This is a genomic window from Pseudoalteromonas sp. T1lg48 (genome assembly GCF_002964785.1).
Lineage (GTDB): Bacteria > Pseudomonadota > Gammaproteobacteria > Enterobacterales > Alteromonadaceae > Pseudoalteromonas.
Genome location: NZ_PQCC01000018.1, coordinates 829697 through 847388, shown reverse-complemented (window position 1 = coordinate 847388; position 17692 = coordinate 829697). Strand labels below are relative to the sequence as shown.

Sequence of the window (17692 nt, the reverse complement as noted above, 5' to 3'; positions counted from 1 at the left end):
TGGGTATTTGACGTTGATGCGGTTGCCGCCAGTTGTGAATCGGCTACCGCGTTAGGCCCGATTATGAAAACATAGTTGTTAAAAAAATGGTACATTTTTTTGTAATTGTTTTGGGTAAATGTGAGTTTGAAACTAAAAAGTTATTTAGATTCAGAGTGTTGTTTTTATCTTTTTTTCGATTTAGATTTGCTTAAATTTTAACAAATGTGCATTGGCTGTGTGTTTTTGGGCCACTTTTGCATTTAATGGGATGATAAGAAATCCGAGAACCCAGGAGTTGCTCTTAACTGCGAAGCAGTTCGCTATGGCTCACGAATTTAATCATCGATCACCTGTGGCGGTGGCAAGGTATCGGCAGGTAATGAGCCAAGTTGGTCATTAAAAAAAGATGGTTAGCGTTAGGGGGAGCTCACTACTTGGTGTCCATCTCCTTGGCCAATGTTCTATGATACTAGCTTGCAAAAGCGGGTAAATACAGCTTTGCTGCCGGGTTCATACGCGTACCCCGTGGTGGTCTAATCGACTAAGCTTAAACGAAGTTTAATCATCAGAGCGAGTTTAATTTATGAGTGTTCCTGCCATTCCTGCCGGTTATCATTCGATCACCCCCTACCTGATTATTGATGGAGCGGTGCGTGCCATTAGCTATTATCAACAGGCGTTTGGCGCCGAATTGGTGATGCAGATGCCTATGCCCGACGGTGGCTTGGCTCATGCCGAGTTAAAAATCGGTGACTCACATATTATGTTGGCGGATATGTGCCCGCAGGCGCATTTTCAAAGCCCTCAGGCTTTAGGTGGTACGCCGGTAAGCCTGATGCTGTATGTGGAGGATGTGGATGCGGTATTCGCACGGGCCATTGCTGCTGGAGCCAAGGAGGTGCGTCCCGTGCACGACCAATTTTACGGCGATCGCGCCGGTACCTTGGAAGACCCTTTTGGTCATGTGTGGACAATAGGCACCCATATGGAAGACTTAAGCGAAGAGGATTTGATGCAACGCATGGCTGATTTTATGAGCCAGCAAGAGGATGCCTAGGGGCTTATTGAGTTGCTGAGAGCCAGCCCTGAAGATATTCCAGGGAAAAAGTTTAACAATTGGTTGTAAATGTTGACCAAAAGGTACCTAAAAATGAGGGTTTGGTTAAGCGCTCTATTGCGTACTGGGTAATAAGTTACTTGCTTGATGAGCTATGGTATATTTGTTAAAACATGCTTAATATTCAGAGTGTTAGGCTTTATTTTTAACTCTTTATCGGCAATATAACTCGGCTCATTCTCTTTATGGTCAAATTTTAGTGCATAACCTTATTCACCTCAGTCATGCAAAAGAGTGGTCACAAAGCTCTTGGTATCTTGTTATCGCCCTCGTGTTTATGGTGCTAACCTTGCTCGGTGAGCAGCTCGGGCTGGTAAGCATTATCGAGAACTACATTCTGGTGCACTCATTCTTGGAGCTCGTTTCCATCATAGTCTCGGTGCTGATTTGTGCTGTGGGTTGGAGTGCACGCAGCTACCTTAAAAACCCGACCTTTGTATTTGTTTCCGGTGTTATGCTCTGGGTCGGCGTGCTCGACTTTCAACATGTGTTTTCATTTGCCGGCATGCCAGATTTTATTACCCCAGCCAGCACCGATAAGTCCCTTAACTTTTGGTTTGCCGGACGTCTATTTACCGCCGTCGCCATTATTGCCTTGGCGGCAGAGCCCTGGTGGCAAGTGCGCTCAAGCAGTATATACCCATCGCTGATAGTCGCTGGGATCTGTGCTATCGGTATCAGTTGTGTCTTGTTATTTTTTCCTCATTGGTTGCCACACCATTATATCCCGGGGCAAGGGCTGACTGACTTTAAACGCAATTTTGAATACTTTTTGATGGCGCTGTATGCCTTTGCTGCGGTGCTGTTTTTATTGCGTCTGGTAAAGGTACGGCAAGGCTATAATGTAAGCCACTTGTTTGTGGTCGCCGTGCTGATGGTCTTAAGCGAGTATTACTTTACCCTTTACAACAATATAAGCGACTCGTTAAACCTGGTTGGTCATTTATATAAGATTGCCGCCTATTTATTGCTTTACCAGGTGCTGTTTGTAGAAACCATTACCCGGCCGTTTCTCGAACTTGAGCAGTCGCAGCAGCGCTTGGGGGCTACGTTAAGTGCCTTGCCTGAGCTGGTATTTGAGATAGATGAGCATGGCAATATAGTGCGCAGCCACAGCAAAGAGAGTGAGCCTTTTTTACTGCGTGGAGACAGTATTGGCCGCAGTATTTATACGCTTTTTGCTGGGGCCGATCAGGCGCGTCTGTATGACGCGGTGGCCGAGGCAAAGCGCCAGGGCATGGCCGAGGTGGCCGACATGGTGATTAGCCGCCAACAGCAGCTTCGTCATTACCAATGCGTGGTGGTGAAACTCGTCGACAAGGCCTGTGTTAATTATCTCGTGGTGGTGCGAGATGTGAGCGAGCGCGTGGCACAAATTGACGCCTTGGCCCATGAAGCCAAGCTCAAAGAGGGGTTACTCGGGCTTTCAAATGTGGCGCGTCAGGGTAATGAAGCGGCGCTATTGGCTGAGGGGGTGCGCTATGCGCGTTCCTTGGCGTCATGCCAAAGTCTAGTATTGTATGGCATAGATGGTGCCGGCCGGTTGCAGGTGCAGGCCAGCGAAGGGGAAGTGGAACCAATATTCAGTGCAGAGCTAATGTCTCAGTTATTGCCACAACTGCAAACTCAACAGCATGTTATTCGCACACTTGATCAAGTAAGCGCAAAGGCTGATTGCACCTCATCGGCACTCGGTGCCATTTTGGCTGTGCCGGTTCGGGAGCAGGAAACGGTGCGTATGGCGCTTGTGCTACATAATGATCATGGTAGCTTTAGTCCCCGTGAGCTTGAAGCCATCACCATTTTGTTGCAAGCCATCTGGCACCTGCTTAATCGCCTGCGTCAGGACGAACAGATGAGTACTTTGTCGTTGGCGGTAGAGCAAAACCCGCATCCGATTTTGATCACAGATACCGAGGTTAAAATCGAATATGTGAATCGGGCCTATGTTGAGCTCAGTGGCTATAAGCGTGAAGAATTGCTTGGTAAGAACCCGGCTATTTTAAGCTCGGGCAAAACGGCTTCTCAGGTGTATCATTCCATGTGGCACAACCTCAAATCTCAACAGCCCTGGGTCGGAGAGCTGATCAACCGAAATAGGCACGGAGAAGAGCTGATCGAGCGCACTACCATTTATCCGATCACGGATAAAGACGGTGCGGTCAGCAAATATATCTCTTTTCAGCACGATATTACCGCACAGATAGAAAACGAAACCAAGATCCATCATCTGTCTTACTATGATCAGCTCACCGGGCTGGCCAATGTGAAGATGCTGCTGCATGTATTTGCATCATTACGTGCGAAAAACAAGCTAACCGAAGGCGCACTGCTGTCCATAGGTCTGGACAACTTTAAGGTGCTTAACGAAGCCCTGGGCTATGATAAGGGTAACGTGATCCTTAAAAGCCTGGCTCAGCGGCTGCTCAATTTGGGCGATGAAGACGAGTTAATTTGCCGTTTGCCCGGCGATCGCTTTGCTTTTTTCATGCCCTATGCCAACGCCAACAGTGCCTCATGTAAGGCACAGCGCATCCTCGAAACCTTGCGCACGCCTATTAATATTGACGGTAAAAACATAGTGCTCACCGCTTCTATCGGTGTGGCGCTTTACCCGCTCGATGGTGATAACAGTCAGCGGTTATTGCAATTGGCCGAGGCGGCGCTGTTTGAGGTGAAAAAACGCGGTCGCAACAATTTCCTGTTCTATGCGCTGGAGATGAACCGACATGCCTCGCGGCAACTGCAAGTGATTAACGCCTTAAACCTGGCGCTGTTGGAAGATGAATTTTCCCTGGTGTTTCAGCCCCAGGTGCGTATCGATAATCGCCAGGTGGTGGGTGCCGAAGTGCTGGTACGCTGGTACTCACAGGAGCTGGGTACTGTGTCACCGGGTGAGTTTATTCCAGTGGCCGAACGTGCAGGGTTAATTAAGGCCCTCGATGCCTGGGTGTTCAGCCACGCGCTGACGCAAATCAAGCAATGGCTGGCAATGGGGCAGGAGAAACTGGTTTTTGCCGTTAACTTATCGGCGGCGAGCTTTGAAGACCATGAGCTGCTAACCAAGCTAATGAGCGAAGTCGAGCAACATGGAGTGCCTGCTAGCTGCATTGAATTGGAGCTTACCGAGGCCATTGCCCTGATGGATCCGGACTCTGTGCTTAAGCGTATTAAATCGCTGCGCGCCGCGGGCTTTAGGGTGTCCATCGATGATTTCGGTACCGGCTATTCGTCGATGAGCTACTTAAAGCGGTTTGATGTCGATAAACTGAAAATAGATAAATCCTTCATCGATGACTTGGCCAGCGGTGAGCCGGAGGATGTGGCCATAGTCAAAGCCATGGTACAACTGGCTAAGGCGTTGAATATTGCTTCGATTGCCGAGGGCGTAGAAACAGAGCAGCAGTGGCAGAGCTTGGCGCGCTTGGGTTGTGAACAGGTGCAGGGATACTGGTGTGCCAAGCCGTTGGCGGCTGAGGACTTTATTGCCTTTATTAATACCTGGAAATAAACAGCGGGGCGATTAAACCCCCGCTAGTAGAGTTGCAAAGCGATTTAACGCCCCTGCAGTTGCTCGCTTATCTCGGTGAAAATGCTGGCATCGTCTATGGTGGAGGGGATCTGCAGCTCTTCACCATCAACCAACTGACGCAGGTTCTTGCGCAATATTTTACCCGAGCGGGTTTTTGGTAAGCGCGGCACGCAGATAATATCCCGCAGGCAGGCAATGGCACCTATGGTGGAGCGTACCGAGGCACGAAGCTGCTGCTCCACCTCTTCATGACTGCCGGTGAAGTCGTCTTTAAGCACCACCATGGCCATGGGGATTTGCCCCTTAAGGCTGTCATGGATGGCAAATACTGCGCACTCGGCGACCGCCGGGTGAGCCGCAACTATCTCTTCCATTTCACCGGTAGACAGGCGGTGGCCGGCAACGTTTATCACATCATCGGTGCGCCCCATAATAAACAGGTAGCCTTCCTCATCGAAGTAACCACCATCGCCGGACAGGTAATAGCCCGGATACTGGCTTAAATAACCGCTTTTAAAGCGCTCGTTATTTTGCCAGATACTCGGCAGGCAGCCGGGAGGCAAGGGGAGTTTAATGGCCACGGCGCCATGCTCATTGGCTTCACATTGTTCACCATGAACATCGAGTATCTGCACATCAAAGCCCGGGGTTGGCACCGTGGCACTGCCGGCCTTGGTGGGCAGGGTCTCGATGCCGATAGGATTACAGGCGATGGCCCAGCCGGTTTCCGTTTGCCACCAGTGATCCAGCACCGGCAGTTGAGTATGTTCCTTAAGCCACTCATAGGTGGGCGGATCCAAGCGCTCACCGGCCAAGAACAGCCGTTTTAGGCTCGAGGTATCGTATTGTTTAAATCCCTGAGCATTGGGATCTTCTTTCTTAATGGCACGAAAGGCGGTAGGAGCGCTGAACAGGGCCGTCACCTTATAGTCTTCGACCACGCGCCAGAAAGCGCTGGCATTGGGCGTGCGCACCGGTTTGCCCTCGTATAGCACGGTGGCACAGCGGTAAATCAGCGGCGCATAGACAATGTAGGAGTGACCCACCACCCAACCTATATCCGAGGCAGCCCAAAAGACCTCGCCGGGGCGCATGCCGTACACGGTTTCCATGCTGTAATGCATGGCCACCGCATGGCCGCCATTTTCACGCACCACCCCTTTGGGTGTGCCCGTGGTGCCCGAGGTGTAAAGAATATACAAGGGGTCGGCGCCGGCAACCGGCACCGCCTCCACGCCCTGGGCGTGGCTCATGGCTGTGGCCCAGTCGATATCACGGCGTTCACATAGCGGCGCATAGCATTGCGGACGTTGATAAATAACACAATGTTCGACCTGATGCCGGGCCTGACTAATCGCCTCGTCAAGTAGAGGTTTATATTCGATCACCTTGTCAACTTCCACCCCGCAGGAGGCACTGAGGATCAGTTTTGGCGTGGCATCATCGATACGCACCGCCAGCTCGTGGGCGGCAAAACCGCCAAAGACCACCGAGTGAATGGCGCCGAGACGGGCGCAGGCTAGCATACCAACCACAGCTTCGGGGATCATCGGCATATAGATCACCACGCGATCGCCCTTGCCGACGCCAAGGCCCTGCATAACCCCGGCAAACCTGCTGACCTCATCGAGCAATTCGCGATAGCTATACTGGCGTTTGCTGTCGGTCACCGGTGAGTCGTAGATCAGCGCCGTTTCATCGCCATGGCCGTTCATGACATGCTGATCCAGTGCCAGGTAGCTAGTATTGAGTTCGGCATCGGCAAACCAATGATAAAAGCCGTGCTCATCCTGATGATAGGCTTGCTGTGGGGCATTAAACCAAGCAATGCGCTCGCTTTGTTGCAGCCAAAACTGCTCGGGGTTATCGCTAAAGGCGCGATAGGTGCGTTGATATTCGCCTGACATACAAGGCTCCAAAATAAAATTGTGAGAGTGATACCAACTCACTTAAGTAGCTAATCATTCTAGCGGGCTAAACATCGTGTTTACGGCGTTGGAACTTTTCTATGTAGAATAACTACATAAGAAAAATTCCGCCTTGTTATCACATCATTTATCCAGCGCTATCTCTGCCCACATACTTAACAGAATTGGTATTAATAAAATGTAGGCGCTTATGGCGCTGAGCAAAATGCGACCATAGTCGGCAGTGGCGAGGAGAAATTCAGACTAATAAATCTTGTGGCGACTGCGTGTACCACCGCCAAAAAAAGTTATGTCATTAAAATTTAAAGGATAACAAGCGCGTCCCTATTATCGGTATTGTTAATTTACTGTTATGCTAGAGGCGTTTGCTTAGGGAGTTGTATGTGCTTCCCTAGTAGTCAATTTTAGACAAGGATTTATGGGGTGACCCTTAAGTGCTAGAAAAACAGGAAAAAATAATGAAAACAATCATATCGGCATTGGCGTTGTTAACAGTTGCGGCGTCGGCAATGAGCAATCAAGTATTTCAGGATAACAGCTTGGTCGTCGCCAGCGATAACATCTTGTACGAATATAATAACGGTGCATTGATATCGCAGCGAAACATTCCGACCAACAGTGCCAATGAAATGGCACGTGATCTCACCATACTGGACGATGGTCGAGTGGCCGTCTTCAACGGCACCTTTGCCCCTGAGTTGTCGGTGTATGACGGTGAAAACTGGCAGAGCTTTACCATGCCAGGGTGGAGCACGGTAAATAACCTGTCTTACGGTGGCATAACTGCCATTGGCGATGCAGTCTATGTGACCGATACCTACACAGCCTACGATGGAGTAGCCAAGGGCGTGGTTAAGTTTGATTTAGCCAGCGGCAATGCGCAGCGCATTATCGATGACAGCGACTATATCGATATCACCCTAGGGCTAGATGGTAAGTTGTATGCTTTGCAAAATACCTATGGCGCTCTTGATGTGATAGATCCGGCCAGTGGAACAGTGCTGCGCAGTGTTGCCTTGGGTCACACCTCTTCTTCGCGCGGTGTAGCCGCTGACGCCGAGGGGAATATATATATGGTGAGTTGGAATGGTTATGTTGCTCGTTACAGCGCCGATGGCACCTTGGTTAACACCTTGGAAATTGGTGGCAATCTACACGATATAGACATAGACCACTCGGGTCGTGTGGTAACGGGCAGTCGCTTCGGTCAGGTATATGTAACCGATACCAATTTGAGTGACTTTACCGAGATGTTTGTCAGTACCAGTAACACCTTTGTGGCCATGGTGCCGTCGGTGTTGCCGCCAGCAGCACCCATGTTGCAAGGTACAGTGCAAAATGCCGGACGCGATATTCAAACTACCCTGACCTGGAGCACAGAGGCCGAAGGCGTCGATGTGTATTTTAATGGCCAATGGCTGGAGTCGGTGACCGATAGCAACAGCGCTACCTATTGGTACTTTAAGAAGCAGTCTCAGGAGTTTATGGTATGTAATATTGGCACCGAGGATTGCTCGGCGCCCTTTATTGCAAACTAATTAGACATTCATGAAAAGGCCACCTTGCGGTGGCCTTTTTTATTTACGCGGGCATATTCATCACGATACGCCCGGTGATCTCGCCTTTTTCCATGTCCGCGAAGATATCGTTTATATCATCAAGGTGTTTCTCGGTAATAATGGCTTTCACCTTGCCGCGGGCGGCAAACTCTAAACATTCTTCCAAGTCCTTGCGGGTGCCGACGATGGAGCCGACCACGCTGACGCCGTTGAGCACGGTATCAAAAATAGGCAGGGGCATGTCCTCCGGCGGCAGGCCGACCAGCACGCACTTTCCGCCTCGGCGCACCACATCATAACTTTGGCGAAAACCTGCTTTGCTCACCGCAGTACAGACACTGCCGTGTACGCCGCCGCTGACTTCTTTAATGGCGTCGACCACATCGTCCGTTTTAAAGTCGAAGAAATGCTCGGCACCCAGAGAATACGCCAGCTCACGCTTGGCTTCACCCGTGTCCACGGCCACAACCCGCATGCCCATGGCCACGGCATATTGCACCGCCAGGTGTCCAAGGCCGCCGACGCCGAAAACGGCCAGCCATTGTCCGGGCTTGGTCTCGGATACCTTGAGTGCCTTATAGGTGGTCACGCCAGCACAAAACAGCGGTGCGGCATCCGGGTAGCTTAGTCCTTCGGGTATTTTCACCACATAATCGCCATGGGCGGCGCAGTATTCGGCAAAACCGCCATCGACGGAGTAGCCCGCATTTTGCTGCTCCAGACACAGGGTCTCCTTGCCATCGAGGCAATATTCACAATGTCCACATGCGCTGTAAAGCCAAGGGATACCGACGCGATCTCCAAGCTTTAAATGGCTGACGGCGCTGCCGAGCTCAACAATTTCCCCCACACCTTCATGGCCGGGAGTGAGCGGCATTTTTGGTTTGACCGGCCAATCGCCATGGCAGGCATGTAAATCCGTGTGGCACACGCCACAGGCATGAATTTTAACCAGCACCTGATAGGCGTCGATACTGGGCTTGGCTACCTCTTCAATGCTTAGAGGGGTGCCAAAACTATGGGCAACTGCTGCTTTCATAATGAATCTCCTTATTTTTGTCATCATGAGGACTTATCCAGCTTAGCGCTAAATAAGCCCGATGATTTGCTTAGCCGTCCATGCTAGTTGTACCCCAGTCCAGTAATCGCCGTGATGATCCGGGGCAAAGAACACGCTGAAATTATCTGTATATGGAACTGAAAGTATCCATATTTTTACCTGCGTTGAAGGCTGCGAAAGGGGGAAGAGGGGTAAGGCGGTGACCTAACTATCGCGGTCACCGCATTGGGGGTTACTTTTTATAGCGGGCAAACCAGGCCAGGGTGTGCTCGATTTTCGAGATCATTCTTGACGGCCGCGCGGCGATGCCGTGTGGTGCGCCGGGTACACGGATCAACACGCTGTCTACCCGCTGCAGTTGCAGGGCCTGATAGAATTGCTCCGACTCAGAAATAGGCGTGCGGCGGTCTTGCTCACCGGTCATGATCATGGCCGGGGTGGTGACATTGCCTACCAAGGACAGCGGCGAGCGCTGCCAGTAGTGCTCCAGGTTATCCCAAGGGAGGCCCGGGAACTGGTTGCGGATCTGCCCAAGATAACTGTCGGCGGTTAATACCTTACTCACCCAGTTGATCACCGGCTTGGTGATGGCCGCGGCATTAAAACGATCGGTGAGGCCAATGGCATAGGCGGTCGCTATCCCTCCGGCAGAGCCGCCGGCAATATAGAGGTTGTTGCTGTCGATAAAGCCTTTTGCTATCAGCGCATCCACCGCCGAGTTGTGGTCGGCAAAGTCTTCCTTCGAGGAATATTTACCATCGAGCAGCAGCGCAAAGTCTTTGCCATAGCTGGTGGAGCCACGGTAGTTCACATACACCACCACATACCCCTCGCTGGCGTAGCGTTGTAACTCGGCACTAAAGTGTGGGCCATAGGCCAGGTGCGGACCGCCGTGAATTTCCACCAACAGCGGGTACTTTTTGTTGGCATCAAAGTTTGGCGGGGTGATATACCAGCCCTGAATGTTTTCGCCATCGAACTGTGAAGCGACATTCAACTCATGCACCTGGCCCAGAGTTTTATGTCCAAGCAGATCTTCGTTGAGGTTAGTGAGGGTGCGCGATTTGCCTTTACGGCTGTAGCCGAGATCGGCGGGGCGTTGGCTACTGCCCGAGGTATAGGCCAGGGTGCCATTATTGGCCATGGAGAACTCGCCGCTGACATAGGGGCGACCCAGCGAGGTGCCGGAGACATTATCGACCAGCTCGTTTACCTTACCCTTGGTGTTCATGGAGGCCAGTTTGCGCTTACCAAAGTCGTCATATTGCACCACAAAGTCGCCCTTACCTGACCAACGGTAGTCGGCAATGGAGCGGTCCAAATCGGCGCTCAGGGTGGTGATTTGGCCACTGTCTACGTCCAGCATGGCCAGGTTGGTGTTGACGTAGGGTACCGGCTCATTGTCGCGGGTAAGAAAGGCAAGTGTATCGCCCCTGGCCGAAAAGGTAGCCTGGCTTTCACGTCCCGGTAGGTCGGTTAGCTGCGTGAGCTTGCCCGATGTCAGGTTAACGGCATAGAGGTCCGACTCTGTGGTGCGGTATTCCCACTGTGGGTGCTGATCGCTGGAGAATATTACCGCGCTGTTGTCTGGTTGCCAGGTAATGGGGCCATAATGCTGGAAATCGCCTTGGGTAAGCTGGCGCGGCGTACCGCCTTCGACGGGGAGCACGAAAACGTGGCGATAACTGGGTTCTAAAAAGCCGCTGCCATCGGCCTGATAACGGGCTTTTTCAATTACCGTGACCGGCTCGGACCACTTGGCACCCTCGGGTTTCGTCGGTAGCTTGACCGACTTTACATAGTCGGTTTTTCCCTCTTTTACATTCATGGTAAAGGCCAGCTTGGTGCCATCGGGAGACCAGCTAAGATCGCCTGCGGATTTAGGCAGCTGGGTCAGCAGTGCCTCTTTGTCCTCGGCCAAATAATACATATGCAGTTGGTTTGAGCCGCTGCGATTGCTGCTAAAAACAAGGCGCTTGCCATCCGGTGACCAACGCGGCTGACTGTAATTGTATTGATCGGCGAACAGGGGAACATGGGTGTCGTCTTTAAGACGATAGAGCCACAATGATTTGGTGGCGCTGTCGGTCATAATATCGTAGCCGTTGCGCACATAGACAATATGGCTGCCATCGGGACTGATTTGCGGGTCGCTCACATATTCAAGGGCAAAAATATCTTCGGAGGTAAAACCTTGGTGAGTATCGGCGTAAGCTGAACTGGCGACGAGTAGGGCTGTACCAAGGGCTGTGCCAAAGGCGCTGCCAAGCACTTTGCTAAATAGGGGAAAACCGAATTTTTTCATTACAGATGCTTTATTTAGGATAAAAAATTATCCTAGGTGCGCAACTAGAGGCTTTCAAGCCGGACGCGACAAAGTGCAAAATTTGTTCGATTAAGTTCAGGTTTCAGTGACCCCCACTCGCTAAAATGGGCCCCGCGGATAAGAAATTAGTAAAAGCGCCCAAGTTTGCCTAAGATAGCGCTCAATACTCCAACGATAAGGTGGCGCCATGGACCACAGTCAGGCCCATAATTATTTGCTCAAAAAGCCACACGCCAAGGTAGAGCAGCCCTTTGGCCCGGGAGTGGATGTCTATAAGGTGGCGGGTAAGATGTTTGCCACCTTAACACTGCGTGGTATTAACGATGGCGCACCGCAATGGCAAATGAATCTCAAGTGCGACCCGGATGAGGCGCAGGCGCTGCGCGATATTTTTAGCGCTGTGCTGCCGGGATATCATATGGATAAGCGTCTTTGGAATACGGTGATTTTAGACGGCAGCATTCCAATGGGGGAAGTTGAGCGCATGATGGATAATTCTTACCTGTTAGTAGTGGCGAAGTTGCCAAAAGCCACCCAACAAGAGCTCTTGGCGCGGTTAGGGTAATGACTGAGGGTCTGTCCATGCAGCGTATTATCGTCAGCGATATCTTCGGGCGGACCAGGGCGCTGGAGCGTCTGGCTGCTGAGCTAGGTAATAAGGTGCGTATTGTCGGTCCGTATGGCGGTGAGCCAATGGATTTTACCAGTGAAGAGCAAGCGTACGACCATTTTATGGCCCATGTGGGGTTGGCGTCTTATCGTCAGCTTTTAAGCGCTCACTTGGGTGGCTTAGCAATGCCAACAAGCCTTATCGGCTTTAGTGTGGGTGCCGCTGCTCTATGGCAACTTGCTGCGCACAAGGGCTTAGACAATATCACAGGTATGTTGTTGTTTTATGGTGGGCAAATTCGTCATCACCTGGAGTTAACACCGACAATTCCGGTCACCCTGGTATTGCCAAAAAGTGAGCCTCATTTCGATATCAACGACCTGGCTCAGGCCTTGTCTGCCAAGGAAAATGTTGAAATCATTTCCACCGAGTTTAATCATGGCTTTATGAACGCCTGTTCGCGGCATTACGCGAAAGAGGCATACCAGAGTTATGTACAAGCCTTGGGTGACATGGGCGCGCAGTACTGCTGGTCACAATTGCACTTGGGCAGCAGGAACAGCGGATAAAATACCCAGGTTTAAGCGGTTATTTATATTGAATTGCGTACCCTGTTTGGGATAGTAGAGACATAGCGCTGACTAGGTGGCGCCAGACGATTTTTGGAGAAGTGATGGGCTTATATGGGCGACTTGTGCAAAAAACACGACAGTGGATCCACTCGCGGCATATGCTTTGGGGTGTGACCCTGGCCTCATTTTTAGAGTCGACCATAGTCCCCGTCCCCTTGGAAGCCCTATTGGTGCCGCTTATGCAGGCGCGGCGCGATAAAATTTGGGCTATTGCCCTGGTAGCAACCCTGGGCTGTATGCTTGGTGCCTTGTTTGGTTATGCCCTGGGTTATTACCTTTTCGATGTACTGGGCGATTGGCTCATTGGTCTGTTTTCCACCCCGGAGCAATTCGCCAATGTTAAAGCGCAAATGCACAGCCAGGGCTTTTGGTTTGTGCTGACCCTGGGCATAGTGCCTATCCCTTTTCAAATTGCCATGCTGGCGGCGGGGGCGACCCATTACTCCCTGTGGCTTTTTTTCCTCGCCACCGCCATTGCCCGCTCGATACGTTATTTTGGTCTCGCCCTGATTGTGCATTTCGCCGGCAATCAGGCGGAAAAGGTGATCCGCAAACATAAAATGAAAGGCATCGCCGCCCTGAGTGCGCTGGTGTTGGGCACCTGGTGGCTGGTTAGCAGCTTGTCGACTTCTGGCGTTAATTAAAACGCATATGTAAATTTTGCTAAAAAGTGGTGATAAATACGTAAATTTAGTCACTGCTACCTGTTTGAGCTACCGAACTTTTATTTATCTATCTGATTTATATGTACTTTTCATCTTGGTCTAAAGCTTGCTATAAGCTTAGCAACCTATATAGGATAACTTTTTAAAGGAATTGAATTATGTCGGTACCCATTGCGGATAGACCCCTAGAGCAGGTCAAAGAGGAAGTCATAGATCAGCTTATCCTCAATTATAGTCATGGCGAGCTTTCCGCCGAGGCGTTTGAGCGCCGTTTGGATGCAGCCTATGACAGCACGGAGCAAGAATATCTCGCCTCCCTGGTTGCCGATCTACCCTTACAAGCGGACCCGCGCTATCAAAGTGAAAAGGCGGCACGTCTACGCCCGCAATACAGTCGTGGCGATGAGCAACCAGCGGCGTCCACTATGACCACCATTTTAAGCACGGATCACCGTGGCGGCGATTGGGTGGTCCCTAAGGAAATGCAGATAAAGAACGTGCTCGGTACCTTAGAGCTGGACTTCAGCAATGCCATTTTCAGTCACCCGGACGTGCATATTCACCTTAACTGCTATGTCGGCAGTTGTGAGATTTATGTGCCGGAGGGCGTTGATGTGGTGACTCAGACCACTAACATTATCGCCTCCACGGTCAATAAACGGGTGGCCTTAGGCCCGCGCTCACAAGATCGCCAACGCCCGCGCATTTTACTCACAGGCCGAAATGTTTTAGGCAGCGTAGAAATTAGCGTAAAAAGAACCATGAAAGAAAAGCTGAAATCCTTTGCCGACAGCCTGCGCACCCTGTTCGATGACGGCTATGGCAATGATAAAAGTGATAAATATTACTAATTTGTGAAAGACGGCTATAATTAGCAATGCTGTTTCAAGCAGCTCCCAGGTTGCGGCGGTGTATTTAACCGCCGTTTTTTTTGTCTGCATAAAAGCACAAGCCCAGGGTCGCATAGATGAAGGGGCATGGGTATAATGGCGCCCTTATTTTTTGGGCGCGGATCAAGGCCACCCCTAATGAATGCAGTAGAGAAAATATTTGTGCTGGGCTTGCCGCGTACCGGCACCACCAGTGTGTGTGTGGCGGCCTTGCAATTGGGTTTGCCCACGGCGCACACCGCTTATACCCAGGCGTGCTTTGAACAGGCGCAGGTAGTGGCCGACACCCCCTGTTTTAGCCATTTCCCCGAACTTGCCAAACGCTATCCGCATAGCCGCTTTATTCTCCTATGCCGCGACGAGCAGTCTTGGCTGGCATCCATTAAACAATTATTAGCGCGCATGAGTGATAACCTGTTATGCACCCATGGCGGCTTTAGTCCTTTACTAAAACAAAGCTATGGGCGAGTGTTTGCGCCCCTCAATGAGCAAACACTCGGGGATGATGAGCACCTGTTGCACTGCTATCGTCGTCACCAGCATCAGGTACGCGAATATTTTGCCGATCAGAGCGAGCGCTTACTGTGCCTAAATTTGAGCGAGCCCGGAGCCTATCAAACCTTCTGCCGCTTTTTACAAGTGCCTCCACAGGCAGGCGCGTTTGCCCACCTCAATAAGGGCAATAAGGTGATGGCGTGGCGCGATATAAAAAGCCCGTTGAAAATCGCCTCGACCCGCAATGGTAAGGTAGATAATCTTGATAGCTGGTGGTTGGGTGAACGGCCATCGACCGTTGAGATGGACTAGCGTGAAGGACGATGGCTGAGTACAATAGCGCCAAGTTAAGTTGTTAGTAATCCTTATGTTTGAACTCGAATTTAATACTCCACAGCAATGGACCGATGCGGTGCTTGCCGACTTCGATGCCTTTTTACAAGACCACGCCGCCGCCGAGAAAAAAGCCTCGGGTATGGCACTGTCCATGCTGTCTCATTACCCGGATAAGCGTAAATTGGTCAAGGCCATGACAGACTTGGCACTGGAAGAAATGATCCATTTTAAGCAGGTGGTGAAGCTGCTGACCGAGCGTGACGTCAATCTCGGTGACGATAAAAAAGACCCGTATGTAAACCAGCTGCGCGGCATGTTCCGCCATGGCAAAGAAGTGTTTATGCTTGACCGACTCTTGGTGGCCGCGGTGATCGAGGCTCGAGGCCATGAGCGTTTTGCGCTGATTGCCGACGCGCTGCCGCCGGGTAAGGACAAAGAGTTTTACACCGCCATCGCCAAGTCCGAAGAAAAACACAAAAATCTGTTTGTGGAACTGGCCTATGAATATTTCGATAAAGAAGAGGTAGATGCCCGCCTAGCCGAGGTGATCACTCGCGAAGCGCAAATTTGCGCCTCTTTGCCATATCGCGCCGCATTACACTAAGCACTAATGCCCGGGGTCCGTTAGGACCACCGGGAAAAAATCTATTAAGCCTGCGCCTTGTCCAAGGTGCGTAGCTTGAACCCCAGCCAACATAAGATGATGCCGAAGACAAAGGCATAAATGGCGACCAGCCAAAGCATGGCAATGATGCCTTGACCCGGGTTAACGATCAGGTAGATGCCAAAGATGATCGACACCACGCCGCTTAACAACAGCAAGGTCACTCCCTGCAGATGCTTAAAGAGTTTGATGGCCGCGGCCATTTCCATCATGCCGATAGCGATGGCCCAAAAAGCAATCAAATAGAGCATGATCAAGGCGGTCAGTTGCGGCATGCTGACCGTGACAATGGCCGCCAAAATACCCAGAATGCCGGCGATCAGCGTCAGATGCCAGTAGGAAGAATATTGCTTTTGTTTAAACGCCAGCCAGACTCGCGAGCAGCCGTCGAACATAAAAAAGGCGGCAAAGACAAAAATCAAGGCGCCTATTGTGGCTTGCGGTGAAAACCAGGCCACGGCAGCAAAGATAATGGCGATAAATCCTTGGATAACAAAAATTGGCCACTGACCGGTTATTGAAGTATTAATACTCATTATTCGCTCCTATTGTGGCTGTTTATAAACTTGGCCCGCTTTCATAACAAAGTCAACACGCTCCAAGACGCTGATATCTTCCAGAGGGTTGCCCTCAACGGCAATAATATCGGCGGCAAAATCAGTGTTTAGCTGGCCTAATTGCTTCTCGGCACGCAATAGCTTAGCGGCGTTGATGGTGGCGCTTTGAATGGCCTCTAAGGGCGTCATGCCAAACTCCACCATACGTGAGAACTGCTTGGCATTGTCACCGTGCGGGTAGATAGCCGCATCGGTACCAAACACCATATTCAATCCGGCATCCACCGCACGACTAAAGCTTTCACGCTGACGCTTGGATACCTGGCGCTCTTTATTGAGGTTTTCCTCGGCGACGCCATTTTGCTCACCAAAGGTCAGAGTATATTCGGTATTGTAGATATCCATCGACAACCAGGTGCCATGCTTTTTCGCGAGTTGAATGCCCTCGTCATCGATAAAGCTGACATGCTCAACGCTATCGGCACCGGCGATAATTGCCGCTTTAATGCCGCTGGTACCATGGGCGTGGGCAGCCACGGTCAAACCGCGTAAATGGGCTTCTTCCACTAAGGCGTTCATTTCTTCCTGGCTGTATTGCTGCACGCCCACCTTGGTGCCTTTGGAGAAAACGCCGCCGGTGGCGCAAAACTTGATCACATTGGCCCCGTATTTAATGTTTTCACGCACCTTGGCGCGCACCGCCCAAGGACCATCGGCCACGCCTTCGGCACGGTAGTTCAGCTCCGGCGGAACCCGGTTGTTGTCGCAGTGTCCACCCGTAACCCCCAATGATGGGCCTGCCGCCCAAATGCGAGGACCAGGCACATCGCCAGCGTCGATCCCATCGCGCAGGGCAATCACGCTGTAGCCGGTGGCTCCGACGTTACGCAATGTGGTAAAGCCGGCGAGCAGGGTTTGATGGGCAAAGTAGGCTGCTTTTATGGCCTTGCGTGGCGCCGAGTCGCTAAAGCGTTGCACCCGTGACACGGTGGGATCTGAGGTCAGATGCACATGCATGTCCATCAGTCCCGGAAGCAGCATTTTATCGCCCAGGTCGATTAATTGATCCTCGGCCTTGAGTTCGCTCGGCAGGGCATGGCCGATAGCTGTGATCACGCCCTCATCTATGCTGATAACCACATCGTTAATAATCTTGCCATCGGTGACATCCAGCATTTTGTCGGCTTTGACATAGGTGGCGGCATGGGCTGGACTGAACGCGGCCATAAGAACAAGGCCTATGGCACTGCTTACGGCGATGCTTACTAAATTGTGAAGAGGCTTAAACATGATAATCCTGAAATAAAAAATAGCCGTTTAAATCTAGCAAGTGTCTGCT

14 protein-coding genes are annotated in these 17692 nt (G+C 51.2%); 9 read left to right on the top strand and 5 right to left on the bottom strand.

Annotated elements, in window-relative coordinates; all coding sequences use genetic code 11:
• The first annotated feature begins 565 nt into the window (after window positions 1-565).
• Window positions 566-1039 (top strand): VOC family protein, encoded by a 474-nt coding sequence (locus C2M29_RS13080; protein WP_105190184.1) that lies wholly within the window; start codon window positions 566-568, stop codon window positions 1037-1039.
• Window positions 1040-1298: 259 nt separating this feature from the next.
• Window positions 1299-4610 carry an EAL domain-containing protein gene (locus C2M29_RS13075; protein ID WP_105190183.1) on the top strand — a complete coding sequence of 1104 codons (3312 nt, stop codon included), beginning with the start codon at window positions 1299-1301 and terminating at the stop codon, window positions 4608-4610.
• Between the two features lie 44 nt (window positions 4611-4654).
• On the opposite strand, the gene C2M29_RS13070 is transcribed toward C2M29_RS13075, so the two are convergent.
• A complete protein-coding gene (locus C2M29_RS13070) occupies window positions 4655-6538 on the bottom strand; it encodes a propionyl-CoA synthetase (protein ID WP_105190182.1) in 1884 nt (627 codons plus the stop codon).
• A 479-nt stretch (window positions 6539-7017) separates the two neighbouring features.
• On the opposite strand from C2M29_RS13070, the gene C2M29_RS13065 reads away from it, so the two are divergent.
• Window positions 7018-8097: a hypothetical protein gene (locus tag C2M29_RS13065; protein ID WP_105190181.1), complete on the top strand. Its 1080-nt coding sequence runs from the start codon at window positions 7018-7020 to the stop codon at window positions 8095-8097.
• A gap of 43 nt (window positions 8098-8140) precedes the next feature.
• Here the strand turns inward: C2M29_RS13065 and adhP are convergent, their stop codons facing one another.
• Complete coding sequence (gene adhP, locus C2M29_RS13060; protein ID WP_105190180.1) at window positions 8141-9157, bottom strand: alcohol dehydrogenase AdhP; 1017 nt, start codon at window positions 9155-9157, stop codon at window positions 8141-8143.
• A 253-nt stretch (window positions 9158-9410) separates the two neighbouring features.
• On the bottom strand, window positions 9411-11483 hold the full coding sequence (locus C2M29_RS13055) for a S9 family peptidase (RefSeq protein ID WP_105190179.1): 2073 nt from the start codon (window positions 11481-11483) through the stop codon (window positions 9411-9413).
• Between the two features lie 208 nt (window positions 11484-11691).
• Between C2M29_RS13055 and C2M29_RS13050 the strand changes: the two genes are divergently transcribed.
• From C2M29_RS13050 to C2M29_RS13025, 6 genes are all read left to right on the top strand, one after another.
• Entirely contained in the window at window positions 11692-12069 is a 378-nt protein-coding gene (locus tag C2M29_RS13050) for an MmcQ/YjbR family DNA-binding protein (RefSeq protein WP_105190178.1), read from the top strand.
• Window positions 12069-12683 (top strand): dienelactone hydrolase family protein, encoded by a 615-nt coding sequence (locus C2M29_RS13045; RefSeq protein ID WP_105190177.1) that lies wholly within the window; start codon window positions 12069-12071, stop codon window positions 12681-12683. The genes C2M29_RS13050 and C2M29_RS13045 overlap by 1 nt, the downstream gene beginning before the upstream one ends.
• Window positions 12684-12787: 104 nt before the next feature.
• Entirely contained in the window at window positions 12788-13390 is a 603-nt protein-coding gene (locus tag C2M29_RS13040) for a YqaA family protein (RefSeq protein WP_105190176.1), read from the top strand.
• A gap of 179 nt (window positions 13391-13569) precedes the next feature.
• On the top strand, window positions 13570-14262 hold the full coding sequence (locus tag C2M29_RS13035) for a LiaF domain-containing protein (protein ID WP_105190175.1): 693 nt from the start codon (window positions 13570-13572) through the stop codon (window positions 14260-14262).
• Between the two features lie 177 nt (window positions 14263-14439).
• A complete protein-coding gene (locus C2M29_RS13030) occupies window positions 14440-15108 on the top strand; it encodes a sulfotransferase family protein (RefSeq protein WP_105190174.1) in 669 nt (222 codons plus the stop codon).
• A gap of 55 nt (window positions 15109-15163) precedes the next feature.
• Entirely contained in the window at window positions 15164-15736 is a 573-nt protein-coding gene (locus C2M29_RS13025; RefSeq protein ID WP_105190173.1) for a tRNA-(ms[2]io[6]A)-hydroxylase, read from the top strand.
• Window positions 15737-15780: 44 nt separating this feature from the next.
• Here the strand turns inward: C2M29_RS13025 and C2M29_RS13020 are convergent, their stop codons facing one another.
• Both C2M29_RS13020 and C2M29_RS13015 read right to left on the bottom strand, forming a co-directional pair.
• Window positions 15781-16332, bottom strand: a complete 552-nt coding sequence (locus C2M29_RS13020; RefSeq protein WP_105190172.1) for an HdeD family acid-resistance protein — start codon at window positions 16330-16332, stop codon at window positions 15781-15783.
• A gap of 9 nt (window positions 16333-16341) precedes the next feature.
• On the bottom strand, window positions 16342-17580 hold the full coding sequence (locus C2M29_RS13015) for a Xaa-Pro dipeptidase (RefSeq protein ID WP_442792563.1): 1239 nt from the start codon (window positions 17578-17580) through the stop codon (window positions 16342-16344).
• Between the last annotated feature and the right edge of the window lie 112 nt (window positions 17581-17692).

Excerpts from the sequence above, each read along its gene's own strand:
- C2M29_RS13080 (WP_105190184.1), top strand. The coding sequence starts at position 566 with ATGAGTGTTCCTGCCATTCCTGCCGGTTATCATTCGATCACCCCCTAC.
- C2M29_RS13070 (WP_105190182.1), bottom strand. The coding sequence starts at position 6,538 with ATGTCAGGCGAATATCAACGCACCTATCGCGCCTTTAGCGATAACCCC.
- C2M29_RS13065 (WP_105190181.1), top strand. The coding sequence starts at position 7,018 with ATGAAAACAATCATATCGGCATTGGCGTTGTTAACAGTTGCGGCGTCG.
- adhP (WP_105190180.1), bottom strand. The coding sequence starts at position 9,157 with ATGAAAGCAGCAGTTGCCCATAGTTTTGGCACCCCTCTAAGCATTGAA.
- C2M29_RS13055 (WP_105190179.1), bottom strand. The coding sequence starts at position 11,483 with ATGAAAAAATTCGGTTTTCCCCTATTTAGCAAAGTGCTTGGCAGCGCC.
- C2M29_RS13050 (WP_105190178.1), top strand. The coding sequence starts at position 11,692 with ATGGACCACAGTCAGGCCCATAATTATTTGCTCAAAAAGCCACACGCC.
- C2M29_RS13045 (WP_105190177.1), top strand. The coding sequence starts at position 12,069 with ATGACTGAGGGTCTGTCCATGCAGCGTATTATCGTCAGCGATATCTTC.
- C2M29_RS13040 (WP_105190176.1), top strand. The coding sequence starts at position 12,788 with ATGGGCTTATATGGGCGACTTGTGCAAAAAACACGACAGTGGATCCAC.
- C2M29_RS13035 (WP_105190175.1), top strand. The coding sequence starts at position 13,570 with ATGTCGGTACCCATTGCGGATAGACCCCTAGAGCAGGTCAAAGAGGAA.
- C2M29_RS13030 (WP_105190174.1), top strand. The coding sequence starts at position 14,440 with ATGAATGCAGTAGAGAAAATATTTGTGCTGGGCTTGCCGCGTACCGGC.
- C2M29_RS13025 (WP_105190173.1), top strand. The coding sequence starts at position 15,164 with ATGTTTGAACTCGAATTTAATACTCCACAGCAATGGACCGATGCGGTG.
- C2M29_RS13020 (WP_105190172.1), bottom strand. The coding sequence starts at position 16,332 with ATGAGTATTAATACTTCAATAACCGGTCAGTGGCCAATTTTTGTTATC.
- C2M29_RS13015 (WP_442792563.1), bottom strand. The coding sequence starts at position 17,580 with ATGGCCGCGTTCAGTCCAGCCCATGCCGCCACCTATGTCAAAGCCGAC.